This window comes from Galbibacter mesophilus, from assembly GCF_023721415.1.
Taxonomy (GTDB): Bacteria; Bacteroidota; Bacteroidia; order Flavobacteriales; family Flavobacteriaceae; genus Galbibacter; species Galbibacter mesophilus.
Genome location: NZ_JAMQVC010000001.1, coordinates 367,303 through 380,824, shown reverse-complemented (window position 1 = coordinate 380,824; position 13,522 = coordinate 367,303). Strand labels below are relative to the sequence as shown.

9 protein-coding genes are annotated in these 13,522 nt (G+C 38.9%); 2 read left to right on the top strand and 7 right to left on the bottom strand.

Going from position 1 to position 13,522, the window contains the following annotated elements; translation table 11 throughout:
* Positions 1-219: 219 nt before the first annotated feature.
* Positions 220-879 carry a DUF1684 domain-containing protein gene (locus NDQ75_RS01640; protein ID WP_202029029.1) on the top strand — a complete coding sequence of 220 codons (660 nt, stop codon included), beginning with the start codon at positions 220-222 and terminating at the stop codon, positions 877-879.
* Positions 880-1,445: 566 nt separating this feature from the next.
* Here the strand turns inward: NDQ75_RS01640 and lnt are convergent.
* Positions 1,446-3,032 carry an apolipoprotein N-acyltransferase gene (gene lnt / locus NDQ75_RS01635; protein ID WP_202029028.1) on the bottom strand — a complete coding sequence of 529 codons (1,587 nt, stop codon included), beginning with the start codon at positions 3,030-3,032 and terminating at the stop codon, positions 1,446-1,448.
* Between the two features lie 112 nt (positions 3,033-3,144).
* A complete protein-coding gene (locus tag NDQ75_RS01630) occupies positions 3,145-4,467 on the bottom strand; it encodes a Gfo/Idh/MocA family protein (protein WP_202029027.1) in 1,323 nt (440 codons plus the stop codon).
* Between the two features lie 239 nt (positions 4,468-4,706).
* Between NDQ75_RS01630 and NDQ75_RS01625 the strand changes: the two genes are divergently transcribed.
* Positions 4,707-5,897, top strand: a complete 1,191-nt coding sequence (locus NDQ75_RS01625; protein WP_202029026.1) for a glycoside hydrolase family 88 protein — start codon at positions 4,707-4,709, stop codon at positions 5,895-5,897.
* Between the two features lie 82 nt (positions 5,898-5,979).
* Here the strand turns inward: NDQ75_RS01625 and NDQ75_RS01620 are convergent, their stop codons facing one another.
* From NDQ75_RS01620 to NDQ75_RS01600, 5 genes are all read right to left on the bottom strand, one after another.
* Positions 5,980-7,389, bottom strand: a complete 1,410-nt coding sequence (locus tag NDQ75_RS01620) for a purine-cytosine permease family protein (protein WP_202029025.1) — start codon at positions 7,387-7,389, stop codon at positions 5,980-5,982.
* Positions 7,390-7,409: 20 nt separating this feature from the next.
* Positions 7,410-8,555 carry an alpha-hydroxy acid oxidase gene (locus tag NDQ75_RS01615; protein WP_202029024.1) on the bottom strand — a complete coding sequence of 382 codons (1,146 nt, stop codon included), beginning with the start codon at positions 8,553-8,555 and terminating at the stop codon, positions 7,410-7,412.
* Between the two features lie 5 nt (positions 8,556-8,560).
* Complete coding sequence (locus NDQ75_RS01610; protein ID WP_202029023.1) at positions 8,561-9,934, bottom strand: FGGY-family carbohydrate kinase; 1,374 nt, start codon at positions 9,932-9,934, stop codon at positions 8,561-8,563.
* A gap of 9 nt (positions 9,935-9,943) precedes the next feature.
* The gene (locus tag NDQ75_RS01605; protein WP_202029022.1) at positions 9,944-11,224 is read right to left on the bottom strand and encodes a sugar isomerase; all 1,281 of its coding nucleotides are present in this window, start codon (positions 11,222-11,224) and stop codon (positions 9,944-9,946) included.
* Positions 11,225-11,401: 177 nt separating this feature from the next.
* Positions 11,402-13,507 carry a bifunctional aldolase/short-chain dehydrogenase gene (locus tag NDQ75_RS01600; RefSeq protein ID WP_202029021.1) on the bottom strand — a complete coding sequence of 702 codons (2,106 nt, stop codon included), beginning with the start codon at positions 13,505-13,507 and terminating at the stop codon, positions 11,402-11,404.
* Between the last annotated feature and the right edge of the window lie 15 nt (positions 13,508-13,522).

The window sequence follows — 13,522 nt, the reverse complement described above, 5'->3', positions numbered from 1 at the left end:
AAAAAGTTCAATAAAAAAGCCCGACGTTCTTTTTGCGTCGGGCTTTCATAAATTTATAATTGTAATTTTCTACAACATACAAAAGCACCGACTGCGAAGCAGCGATTTTACATTAGACTTTGTATATGTGGTAAAAAATGTCATTTCTTCTATTTGTTCAAACAAAGCTAGTTAAAAATGCCGTAAGTTGTATTTTTGTTACTGAAAAAATTGATGGGAATGAAAAAATTGAAGTTGTTAATTCTGTGTTTGCCGTTATTAATTGCATGCAACGATGGTAAAAAATATCATAATGCTAATGAAGTTGAGGTTGTTTCTGAAGCAAAATCAATTCCCGAAAGTAAGGTGGCAACTGCAAAACGATTTCAACAGGAAATAAACGAAGAATACAACCATCCTGAAAAAACACCTCTAACAAAAGAAGATTTTTTAGGATTTGAAGGATTGGATTTTTTCCCAATTGACACCTCTTTTTCGGTTATTGCAAAATTGGAGCGCACCCCCGATGCACAACCTTTTTTAATGCCCACAACTACAGGGGATAATTCTCAAGAAAAAGTATATGGAATACTTCATTTTTCATTACATGGAAAGGATTTTCAGTTGAATGTTTATCAAAATCAGCAATTAAAAAATACGGAAGAGTACCGCAACTATTTGTTTTTGCCTTTTTCAGATAAAACCAATGGAAATGAAACGTATGCTGGCGGTAGATACATCGATTTAAGTATACCGGAAGGAGATTCCCTTGCACTAGATTTCAACAAAGCCTACAATCCTTATTGCGCATACAACGAAAAATTTTCTTGTCCGATTGTTCCCAAAGAAAACAACTTGGACTATCCTATAACGGTAGGGGTGAAAAAGTTTACGAAGTAAGTGGAACAAGGTTCAAAGTTTTTATTGCTCAGTGAACACTGAGTACTGCTCACTGAATACTGAACACTGCCAACTGAGTGTCTGCCTACTATTTTCAAACTTCAAAAGATAAACAATTCAACCCAGAAGCAAACAAAAACGATTTCCCACATGAAAAAGAGCCATTCCCGCGGCGAGGGGAGGGTCATTGGCTCGTGGGGAAGGTTGCAAACCTTGAGGGGAAGGTCATTGGGTCGAGGGGAAGACTTCAGGCTCCGAGGGGAAGGTCATAGGGTCGAGGGGAATGTTACTTAAGCCGTGGGGATGCTGAAAGGTGCGAGGGGAAGGTCAACATGATGAGGGAATTTTTTTTGAGTCTGTGGGGAAGTCAGGCAAAAGGTAGTTGTTATGATTTTTAAAGCTTGAAATCCAAAATCAAAATTTCGTATATAACCTACCGCCTACAGCAACCGTAAATTTGTTGAATTGGTTAATTGAGAGGCAGAGGGGCAAAGGTTCAAAGTTTTTATTGCTCACTGAACACTGAACATTGACCACTGCCTACTGAATATCAGCCTATAATACCATTACCCCTTCTTTCTGGCGATTGCGTATAGTAAAATCATTCCTGCGAATAAAACGGAAATCCGTGCAATAAAATCACCGTACTTTACGTAAAAAGTCTCTTTAGAGTTAATTGAAATTTCGCCAGAGAGTGCGCCTTTTTGGTTATATGCCAACGTTTTTTCTACTTCACCCTTTTCATTGATAAATGCAGAAATACCCGTATTGGCACTTCTAGCAACACTTTTTCGGGTTTCAATGGCGCGTAAACGAGCATAACTAAGATGTTGTTTGTGACCTTGGGTGTTGTCCCACCAAGCATCATTGGTAATGATAGCCAGAAAATTAGCTCCATTTTTCACATACCCAGTAACAAATTCGCCGTAAATAGATTCGTAACAAATGATGGGTGCAGCTACAAATTGTTGGTTATTGGAAGTGAAGACACCGCGTTCCTTTTGCGTTGCCCGCATGGCTACTGTGCCGCCAAGGTCGAGCATAACATCGCCAAGCAAAGGTTCCAGAAAACTTTTAAAAGGGAAGTTCTCCACCCCAACCACTAATTTTGACTTTACATATTTTTCTGAAACTTTATTTTGGTTTATTTGTACAGCGGCATTGTAAAAATCGAACCATCCGTTTGGACCGTAATAGTTTGCGGTGGCGCTAGGTTGTTTTTTGTCCCTGTAATGTCGGTAAAAATCTACCCCAGTGATAAACTGCATATTGGGAAATTGCAACACAAAATTTTGAAGCATTTTCTTCTCCATGCTGTTGTCAAACTTATCAATTGGTGCACCTTTTGCAATAGCTGTTTCCGGGGCAATCACATAATTTGTTCCTGAAGTAACATCGCTTTTCGCCAAATCGATCAAATCTTTTGTCATTTGAAGATTGGAGATATTATACTTTTCAGAATAGGGATCGATATTTGGCTGCAGTAGCGTAACCTGCGCTTTTTCTTCTGCTTCTTTGTAGTTATGTAATAAAAATAAGGAAACAATCACGGGAATGGCAACGAGCAATACATTTCTAGCAATCCCTTTAGTTAGAACATTCCTATTCTTAGTTTGTTGATACTTTATAATAGTCTTATAAACACCGATGTTGATAATCCAAATCCATAACGCACCGCCAAAGGTTCCTGTGTATTCATACCATTGAATCCAAGTAGTATATTCAGAAAAAACATTTCCAAGGCTTAACCAAGGCCATGAGAAATCCCAGTTGAGGTGAAATTTTTCGAAAGCCATCCAAATAGCAGGAAGAAAAATTAAGTGGATTTTAGCCGGAAGTCTTTTCGCTACAAAATGATACAACGAAAAAATAATGGTCATGAGCAAGGAATTTACAGCCAGCGCAAAGAACATTCCAAAGGGAGTGGAATACCAAATCCACCAAGTTGTAATACTATTCCAAATAATAAAAGCAAGGTAGGAGGTAAAAAAAACTTTAGCTCCTTTTCTTTTAAGTTCCGACTCCCGAATTTGTTTCTCTGCCAACAATAGTGGCACGAAACCAATGAATGCCAAAATAGGAATTCCGTAAGTAGGCCAAGCTAGTGCGAGAAGTAATCCAGAAAGTATGGCGAGTAAAATAGATTTTTTCATGAATCAATTTTGATACGGTAAATATCTTAATAATCTTTTACTTCCGTCTTGCTCCTATTTATAAAAATAACTAAAAGAAGATTATTGATTTATTTCAGTTTGAATAAGGTATTTATAAAGTTTCGTATTCGCGGTCTTCCCTTTTTATCATTTTATTCGCTTCCTTATCTTTTATGAATTTTTCTTTCTTAGGATCCCACTCCAACGTTCTGCCAAGGTCGTATGCAATGTTGGCAATGTTGCAAATTGAGGCAGTTCTATGGCCAACTTCAACCGGACAAATAGTTTTTTGTCGGGTCTTCATGCAATCTAACCAATTTTGATAATGATTTCCTCGGTCTTTGAAATACTTTTCCGGATTGGACACGGGCTTCGGGAATAGGATAGTGGAAGGCGTTGTTTCTAAAAACTGACGGCTAACATCCATACTTCCTTCAGTACCGATAAAGCGTACCGCCCATCCTCTTCCAAAATCTTCATGAACCATTTCAATACCGTTGTCATATTTCATTTTTAAACCTCGAACGGCACTTTTTTCGGTAGGAGGAATGTAAGTTACGGGTCCGGAATTGTCCATGTGCAAACACCATTGAACAATATCAAACATATGTGCTCCCCAATCCGATAGAATGCCACCTCCGGTTTCCGTAAAATCTCTCCAATCGGGATAAAAACTAACTTCCTTGGGTGCTATTCTGTGATTATAGGTTAACAGCGGTGCTGGTCCGCACCACTTATTCCAATCGATTCCATCAGGTAAAGATTCCTCTGGTAGATTGTAACTAACTGCAGGGTCTCCTACGTTCACCAACACCTTTTTTATTTCCCCCAGCTTTCCAGTTTCAACAATTTCTTTAGCTTTTCTAAAAATCTCCCATGAACGCTGCATACTGCCCGTCTGGAATACCGTGTTGTATTTTGCTACTGCCTTGGTCATTTGTATTCCATCATCAATCGTATTGGTTAGTGGTTTTTCACAATATACATCTTTACCCGCTTTCATGGCATCAATGGATTGAATTTTATGCCAATGGTCTGGAGTAGAAACGATTACACCGTCAATGTCCTTTCTTTGCAACATTTCTTGATAGTCTAAATATGTTTCAATACCATTGTAGGAAGGAAGGTTTTTCTTTTCAGCATATAGTTTTTTAACATGCATTTTAAAGCCATCTCTTTTGGTGTTCCAAACATCACTTCCGGCTACAATCTGCGCTTCGGTATGCGTAATAAAATTATTGGCTAAAATATGTCCTTGTTTTCCAAGCCCAATGACACCTAGATTTATTTTATCGCTAGGAGGGGTAAAGCCTTTTCCCATAACATGTCTGGGAATGATGCTTATGGCTCCCAAGGTAAATGCACAGTTTTTTATGAATTTTCTTCGTGAATTCTTGTCCAAAAAGGATGATTTGGAAGGGTTGTTTTTTTTCATAATAGGTAAATAGTCGGTTTATGGTTCGTTAAATAAAAATGGCAACTTGAAGCTACAAGATATAAAACTTATATGTTTTCTATTGTTACAGACTACAAGTTACGGCTGTTTATAGATTATTTAAAATTATCAATTTCAAAAATGCATATTTTTTACAATCGATTGTAGTTCATATAAAATTGCGTTATATTGTTTTCAGAATTAAATAATTATAAACCAACTACCGAAAAATAAGAATTATGAACAAAATAGGAATATTCGCCTCTATACTGGTGTTTTTGACGATTAGCTGCAAACAGTCCAAGGAAAATACCAGTGAAGAACCAGAAACAACTACTCTAAATACCGATTCTCTTTTAAAGATCCGGTATGAAAAATTATTAAAGTTTGATGTTGATTCTTTAAAAATCCCGAGAAGTTATTCTGAAGAAGAAGGTGTTCGAGGGGTTCCTTCAAAAGATTGGACATCTGGTTTTTTTCCGGGAAGTCTTTGGAAAATATATCAATTAACCGAAGATGCTAGGTTTGAAGAAAAGGCATTGGAATGGACTAAGTTTATTGAAAAAGAAAAATTTGATAGCACCACCCACGATACTGGGTTTAAGGTATTTTGTAGTTACGGAAGTGCTTTGCAATCAGAAAACAATCCATTATACGAGGAAATTGTTGTAGAAACGGCGAATACGTTGATTGGCAGGTATAACAAAAACGTAGGAGCTATAAAGTCGTGGGACTGGAACGTGAATGTATGGCAATATCCTGTGATCATAGACAATATGATGAATTTGGAATTGTTGTTTGAGGCTACGAAATTTTCCGGCGATAGTACATATTACAATGTTGCCAATAATCATGCGAATACAACGCTCAAAAATCATTTTAGAAAAGATAACAGTTCTTACCACGTCGTGGTGTACGACACCATTAATGGATCGGTGAGAGAAAAAGTTACTCACCAAGGTTTTAATGATGAATCTGCCTGGGCTCGTGGACAGGCATGGGGTATTTACGGTTTTACCATGACGTATAGGTACACCAAGGATAAAAATCATCTGGAGCAGGCGGAGGCCATAGCTCAATTTTATTTGGAGCATGAAAATTTACCTGAAGATGGCATCCCTTATTGGGATTTTAACGATCCCGGCATACCCGACTCTCCGCGGGATGTTTCTGCAGCAACTATTGTGGCATCCGCTTTTCTGGAGCTTTACGAATATACCAAAAACGATAAATACAAAAACTACTCACAAAAAGTTTTAAAGGCTTTAAAAACTTCTGAATATTTATTGGGACCCGAGGTGGAAGCACCTTTTATTTTAAAGCATAGTACAGGAAATTGGCCGGGTAAAGATGAAGTGGATGTAGCAATAAATTATGCAGATTACTATTTCTTGGAGACAATGTTAAGAAATAGAGCTTTAAAAGAATAAACGTATTTCATATTTCTGATACGTTATTGAATCGCTTGGGCTGTGATGTTTTTTTCGCACAGCCCTTTTTTTGAAAAAAGTATTAATTTCTCTTCTGAAGGAATTTACTAAATATCAAATACAAAACACCACAGCAAATCCATGCTGGAAGTGTAACAAAAGATAAAAATACATCAAATTGTACTGAAATGAAGTAGAAAACTCCAAAGCTTATCATCCATGCCCCCAATACAGCCCAATTGAAATTCAATGATTTTTTTTCAGCATAAAAAGATTGAATACCCACTTTTTTTCCGAAGAAATATTCAAATACTATAATGGCTCCAATGGGAGCTAAAATAAACCCGTACAAGGCTACAAACCCTAATAACTTCATGGCAAAAGCGGGAAACAAACCAGCAATGGTTGCCACACTTCCTGCAATTATGGTCACCCAAAAAGTCGAGGTTTTCGGAATAATGGCTTGAAAAGCCAATCCAGCTCTGTAAATCGTGGGGTTGGCAGTTGTCCAACCAGCAAGAACTACCGCGATAATACCAAAAACACCAATTGCATTGTACGCTAAGGGGCCAGGTGCCACCGACGGAGCTTCTCCATTGCTCAACATGGCTTGGGCCTCAGGAGATTTTAAGTAAACAGCATATAAAAGTGCCGCAGCAATCCATGCAACATAATGACCAATATAAATACCGGCGGCGGTTGTCCATCCGGCAGAGGCTTTCTTGGCAAATCTAAATACAGAAAGGTCAGACATACCGATGTGCATCGCAGCATTGGCAAACCAAGACCAAAGGACTACATGCCAAAAAGTATATTTTACCTGCCCTGGAAATGGTTCGCCGCCATCACCCCAGATGTTCCAAAAATCAGAAAAATTACTTACTTCAAGTTGATATAGCGCTACAATCCCACAAACCACAAATGCTAATACGATAAAAGGTGACATCCAATTGGCAGCTTTTGCCACCGTGCTGTAGCCTTTTGCAGCAATTACCGAAATAACAGCTCCAATGCACAGCACAATAATGATCCATGTGGCGCTATTGGGCATGGTATCGGTTAGTTTGGGCATTTCCATATTAAACGGAATCCCAACTGCGGTTGCCGAAACAGTAATCATCGCACCTGCCAGAAAACAAAAAAGAACTCCGTTCGCTAAATTATAAACGTTAACTAGCTTTTTACCACAAATTTTTTCAAGATGAAAATACAGCGTGTATCTAAATTTCGTGCCAATTTCAGCTGTAAGGAAACGCCAACTAAGCACGGCCATTAAATTCCCAAGAAGTAATCCTACAATCAGGTCGAAAGCACTCACGCCTGTAGTTAAAAACAAAGGTCCGATTACAAATTCGGTTCCCGCGGCGTGCTCGCCAGCATACATTCCAAGGAAACTTTTCCAACCTTTTAATTTAGAATCGGGTACGCGTTCTCTTTCATATTCCCCTCCAGCTACTTGTTCAATGTCTTCTTCAATAGCGTATTGTGTCATCGTTAGGTGTTTTCGGTTCGTTAAATTAAATGATTAGGTAAGTCTTCAATTTTTTCGCAGCAAAGTTGGTCCATTACTTGTTTCAGTTGCACTTTAAGCATGGAAATAGTATGGTCTCCGCCTTTATTCCCTAAGGCACCGACACCGTACATGAAAGACCGCCCCATAAAAGTGAATTTTGCTCCGCTAGCCATTGCTCTGGCAATATCAGGGCCGGAACGAACACCGCTATCCATCATCACTTCAATTTGATTGCCATATTTTTCAGCAATCGTGGTAAGTGGTTTTATGGTAGATTCCCCTGCGTCGAGTTGCCTTCCGCCGTGATTGGATACAATAATTCCATCAAATCCCAGGCGAATGGCTTCTTGGGCATCCGCTTCGGAAGCTACTCCTTTTAAAACTAATTTCCCTTTCCATTGGTCCCTGATGGGTTTTATGCGTTCTTCATTCAATTTTCCCGAAAAGGTCTTGTCCATAAATTTCCCCAATTGCTTTAAATTCAATCCTTCCGGCATGTACGGAGTAAGATTTTCAAAAGTTGGTTGTCCGTATTTTAAGGTATTAAAAGCCCAAGTGGGATTGGCCAGTATTTGAAGGATGTTACGAATAGACATATTTGGCGGTAATGCAAGTCCGTTTCTAAAATCCCTCGGACGATATCCAAAAGTGGGTACGTCGCACAAGAGCACTAGAACAGGGCAACCGGCATCGCTCGCCCGTTTAATGATATCTTTTCTAATATGGTCTTCTACCGGATTGTAAAGTTGAAACCAAGCGTTCCCTTCGGTAAGTTCGCTGGCTTTTTCAATATCCATGGTAGTAACCGTACTTAAAATAAACGGGATGTTGTGTTGAAAAGCAGCTTTGGCCAATATCTGTGGTGCATTTGGCCACATAAGTCCTTGTAGGCCAACAGGCGCGATTCCGAATGGAGCATCATATTCCTTTCCGAATAAAGTAGTTTTTATGGTAGCCTCATTATAATTTTTTAAATAACGCGGTTCCAGTTGTACTTCCCTTAATTCTGAAGTATTTCTGTACAGGTTAATATCTTCATTGCACCCGCCATCTAAATATTCAAAGGCAAACCGAGGCATTCTTTTTTTTGCCTTTTCTCTAAGGTCTTCCACGGAAGGGTATTGATAATTAAAGGTAAATGCCATAAAAATTATTTTACTATGAGTGGAACGTGTTTTTTGAGGGAATAATTCTTTTTAAGGAATTTTGAATTCAGTTTCGTGTCCGATATACTGATTGCGGCCCCCAAAGCCGAGCCTAGCGAAGCATTGGTAGTGCGTAATTCCATGTTTCTCAAATAATGAGACAAGAGTTTTATATACACATCATTATCACTGAAACCGCCATCTACATACAATTTATGGATGGTGTCGCCGCCTTTGGCTGTTTCGATGCTTTTTACCTGAAGCATCACCAATTCAATCATCAAATGATGATACGCATGTTCGAAAGTATCGTACGGTAATTTTGTGTCGGTAACTTTTTCGTCCGGTTGGATGCTTTCCCATGCAAAAAGGTGTTCAAACTCTTTTGTAATTTCATAATAGGCCTCTTCATTAAATTTAACCGTTTTATGATAATCGGGAGCTACATTATAGGCTTTAGCCAATTTTTGGACTTGAATTTTATATTCGTTCCCTAGGAACAAACGTGAAGCCTTTACCGGTTTTCCGTTGATTCGCATATAGTTTATGCAGTCTTTTTCAATATCGTTAACGGAAAGCGCTTCCGTAGTAAACGGATTTAAAGCAATGCTCCAGGTACCTGTAGAAACCAAAATAAAAGGTTCCTCAAGGCTCCTCACATATGGAAGCAGGGCAGAAGAGCTGTCGTGTATACCCACACCAATTTTAATGCGTTTCCCGTTATAATTCATGTTTATACTGGTTTCCGTAGAAACAATTGGAGGCAGTATTTTGTGAATTTCCTCCTCGTAAACCCAGCGATGGTAGTCCTTTTTTGTGTAGTCCCACAATGCGGTATGACATCCTATGCTGGTATATTCGCTTAACGGAATTCCTGTAAAAATATAACTGAGATACTGAGGTAAATGCAAAGAATACTTGATTTTCTTGAAGAGTTCCGGTTTGGTCTCTTTTAACCAATACAGTTGCATTCCAGAATTTAAAAGGCCCTCTTTGGAAGAGCCTGTGGCTTGGGTAAACGCTAGTTCAGGCCCGTAAGTTTTATAAAATTTATCAGTAACTTCTTCTGAAATGGGTTTCGTGTAATTATAAAGCGGGGTAAGCGTATTACCATTTTCATCTAAATGAACAAGACTTGCTCCATAGGAAGAAAAATTGATAGCTTTAATATCAAACTCTTCTGCTTCCAGAATACGGTGAAAAAGGGATTTTAACCAATCCTGAAGCGCAGGAAGGTTTTCGGTAGGATAGCCATCTTCATCTTCAATAGGGTTAAAAGTGGTGTACTCACGATAAACTTCTTGGAAATCTTCATCAAATAGGAAAAATTTCTTATTGGTCTTTCCGATGTCAAAAACAGCAGTAACTTTTTTCTTCATAAGCAAACTTTAGAGTCCGGTAGCTACGGTGTTTTTTCCTCTTTCTTTTATCAATTGTTTTCTTACAGCTATAGAACGATATTGCTGAAGCGGATTAAGGGCGCCGTTTCTTTTTAGACGGGCTTCCTTAACCAGCGGTCGCACGTCTGTTAAGTAAGCGTTTTGCAGAATCTCTTGACATAAAGTAACATCGTGATTTTGCTGTGCTTGTTTCAAGTCGTCTTGATTTACCAGTAAAGCTTTGGCATAAGCAATTTGTATGGCCTCCAATGATTGAATTAAATCCTCCAAAGGATCTTTTAAATTGTGACTGGCATCAATCATCCAAGAAAGATCTGGATTCTGCGGATTGTTTTGCATTCCATACACCAATTCATTGAAAATTAAGAAAAGGGCATATGGCTTTATGGAGCCAACGGTAATGTCATCATCGCCATACTTACTATCATTAAAATGAAAACCACCCAGCTTTCCTTTCAGCATAAGTGTAGAAACAATCTGTTCAATATTGGTGTTCGGTAAATGATGCCCTAAATCTACTAGCGTATACGCTTTCTCGCCACATTCATTTGCCAACATAAAAGAGGTTCCCCAATCTTGAATTACCGTGCTGTAAAAATAAGGCTCATACGGTTTGTACTCAATGAACATTTTCCAATCTTCAGGAAGGTGCTTATAAATATCTTTTAAGCTGTCTTGCGTATGTGATAGAGCCGTTTGAAAATTGGATTGGCCCGGAAAAGAACTTCCATCTGCCAACCAAACAGTAATACTTTTAGAGCCCAGTTTATCTCCAATGTTTATAACATCAATGTTATGGGCAATTGCTTGATCTCTTGAAGCTTTACTCGTATTGCTCAAAGAACCGAATTTATAGGATTCTTTTGCGTTTTTTTGATCCTGAAAAGTGTTGGAGTTTACCGCATCAAACTTTATATCCAAACTTGTAGCAAGTTCTTTAATCGCATTGTAATCTTCTGGTATATCCCACGGAATATGAAGGGAAATGGCACCAGCGGTTTGCGTAAGCGCATGGATTACACCGATATCTTCTAGTTTCTGTTCCAAAGAAGAAGGTTCGCCTTGGTAAGAAAATCTTCCAAAACGGGTGCCGCCAGCCCCCAATGCCCAACTGGGAATCGCAACTTGAAAATCGGCTAGTTGATTGATTATTTTTTCGGTATCAACTCCATGTTTTGATAGGTTGTCGCTGAGATTTTCGAATTGATTTTGATGCAGGCTTAGCTGCTCTTTGTTATAATTTTGAAGTTGATCTTGGCTAATCTTCATTTTGAGTGTATTTTTTTTGAACTTTAAGAAGTTTAAACGTACTAAAAAAGTTCAAACGATTTCGTGAAACATTTAAAATTTAAATGTCCATGGGTGTAAAATAAACCCATGGAACATTTATAACCGTTGTCTAAAGCTAACTATTTGGGGAGGTTAAGGCCCCTTTTTATAATTTATTTACCTTACAAAAGCATTGGCCATTCCTCCGTCAACATTAATAATGTTTCCGGTGGATTTATCTAAAATAGCTACCAATGAAAATACGCCGTTAGCGATATCTGCTGGGTAGATAATTTCGTTCAATAAATTTCTTTTGGCGTAGTGAGCAGGCAATTCCTCAACGGTGATTCCATAAGCTTTAGCTCGACCTTCGGCCCAATCACCTTCCCAAATTTTACTTCCAACAATTACTCCGTCTGGGTTTACTGTATTAACGCGGATTTTAGCTTCTCCCAATTCTGCAGCCAACAAACGCGTCATATGTTGTTGGGCAGCTTTTGCAGTACCGTAGCCAACATTGTTAGGTCCAGAAACGAGTCCGTTTTTACTAGCAATATTTACAATATCACCTCCCAAACCTTGATTTTTAAGGATGGTTACACCGTGCTGTGCCATTAAAAACTGACCTTTCACAAGAATATCCTGAAGCAAATCCCAATCTTTTTGGGTAGTATCTTCCAAAGATTTTGAGATGGCCAATCCTGCTGAGTGAACAATTATATCTACCCCACCAAAAGCCAGTATTGCCTGTTTGTAGGCTTGTTTTATTGAATCTTCTTTGGTAACATCGCAAATAGCCGTGGCTACTTGGTCTTTTTTATAGGTTTTTACAGCTTCTTTTAATGATTCTTCACTGATATCGGTTAAAACAACATTGGCGCCTTCCGCAACTAATTTGTCAGCAATGGCTTTTCCAATACCCCCGCCAGCACCGGTAACAATGGCGATTTTTCTGGAAAGCGGTTGTTCTGCGGGCATTCGCTGTAATTTTGCCTCTTCCAAAAGCCAATATTCAATGTCGAATGCTTCTTGTCTTGGTAATGAAGTGTATGCTGAAATAGCTTCTGCGCCACGCATTACATTAATAGCATTCACATAAAATTCGCTAGCCACCCGGGTTGTTTGTTTGTTTTTTGCAAAGGAGAACATTCCTACCCCTGGATATATTATAATAACTGGATTGGCATCACGCATGGCCGGACTATTGTCGTGTTTGCAGCTATTGTAATAATCTGCATATTCCTGTCGGTACTGCTCGAAAGCGGGCTCCAGTTTGTGTAATACAGAAATAGTATCAGTAAGGTCTTCATCTTTATCCAGCTCCAATACCAACGGTTGTATTTTAGTGCGTAAAAAGTGGTCTGGACAAGAAGTTCCCATTGGAGCTAAGCGGGAAAGATCATTACTGTTTATAAATTCCAGTACTGTATCGCTATCGGTAAAATGACCAATCATATTTTGTTCCGAAGAACAAAGTCCTCTTAGCAAAGGCATCAATTGTGCAGCCTTTTCTTTGCGTTCGTCTGCAGGAAGGCTTTCCACTTTTTGTCCGCCAAATACGCTTCCGTTTTCTTTTATCTTGTTCTCAATATATTCAGAAGCCGTTTCAATAACCTCCAAACTATTCATATAACATTCATAAGAAGTATCTCCCCAAGTAAACAATCCGTGACTGCCAAGTACAATACCGCGAATACCTGGATTTTCGTTCAGGCATTTCTCCAATTGAAGCCCAAGATCAAACCCTGGACGTTGCCATGGCACCCAGCCCATGGTATCTCCCCATATTTCTTTGGTGACTTTCTCACTGTCTTTTGCGGCCGCGACTGCAATAAGCGCGTCGGGGTGAAGGTGATCAATATGTTTAAATGGCAATAGACCGTGAAGTGGCGTATCGATGGAAGGGGCTTTACTGTCTAAATCGTAAATACAGTGGTTAAAAAGTCCCACCATGCGGTCCTCATCTTCCAGTCCGCCATATACATTTTTAAGATTTCTAAGTCTTTCGGTATATAAACCAGCAATTCCGGCACGGGTGAGGGTACCTATATCACCACCAGAACCTTTTACCCACATTACTTCCACCTCTTCATTAGTAAGCGGGTCTTTTTCCATGGTTTTGCAACTAGTATTTCCTCCGCCGTAATTGGTAATTCGTAAATCGGCGCCCAAAATATTAGATCGGTATAGAAACAGTGCCACTTGGTCATCTCCCAAGCTGGCTGCTTTTTTATCATCCCATAAGTAATTTACATGCTTAAATTTTTTGGCCAAGTTGTCCATTGTTCTCTTTTGGTT

What these genes read in the sequence shown, in the direction of transcription:
- lnt (WP_202029028.1), bottom strand. Translation starts at nt 3,032, where the DNA reads ATGAAAAAATCTATTTTACTCGCCATACTTTCTGGATTACTTCTCGCA.
- NDQ75_RS01640 (WP_202029029.1), top strand. Translation starts at nt 220, where the DNA reads ATGAAAAAATTGAAGTTGTTAATTCTGTGTTTGCCGTTATTAATTGCA.
- NDQ75_RS01615 (WP_202029024.1), bottom strand. Translation starts at nt 8,555, where the DNA reads ATGGCATTTACCTTTAATTATCAATACCCTTCCGTGGAAGACCTTAGA.
- NDQ75_RS01620 (WP_202029025.1), bottom strand. Translation starts at nt 7,389, where the DNA reads ATGACACAATACGCTATTGAAGAAGACATTGAACAAGTAGCTGGAGGG.
- NDQ75_RS01630 (WP_202029027.1), bottom strand. Translation starts at nt 4,467, where the DNA reads ATGAAAAAAAACAACCCTTCCAAATCATCCTTTTTGGACAAGAATTCA.
- NDQ75_RS01625 (WP_202029026.1), top strand. Translation starts at nt 4,707, where the DNA reads ATGAACAAAATAGGAATATTCGCCTCTATACTGGTGTTTTTGACGATT.
- NDQ75_RS01605 (WP_202029022.1), bottom strand. Translation starts at nt 11,224, where the DNA reads ATGAAGATTAGCCAAGATCAACTTCAAAATTATAACAAAGAGCAGCTA.
- NDQ75_RS01610 (WP_202029023.1), bottom strand. Translation starts at nt 9,934, where the DNA reads ATGAAGAAAAAAGTTACTGCTGTTTTTGACATCGGAAAGACCAATAAG.
- NDQ75_RS01600 (WP_202029021.1), bottom strand. Translation starts at nt 13,507, where the DNA reads ATGGACAACTTGGCCAAAAAATTTAAGCATGTAAATTACTTATGGGAT.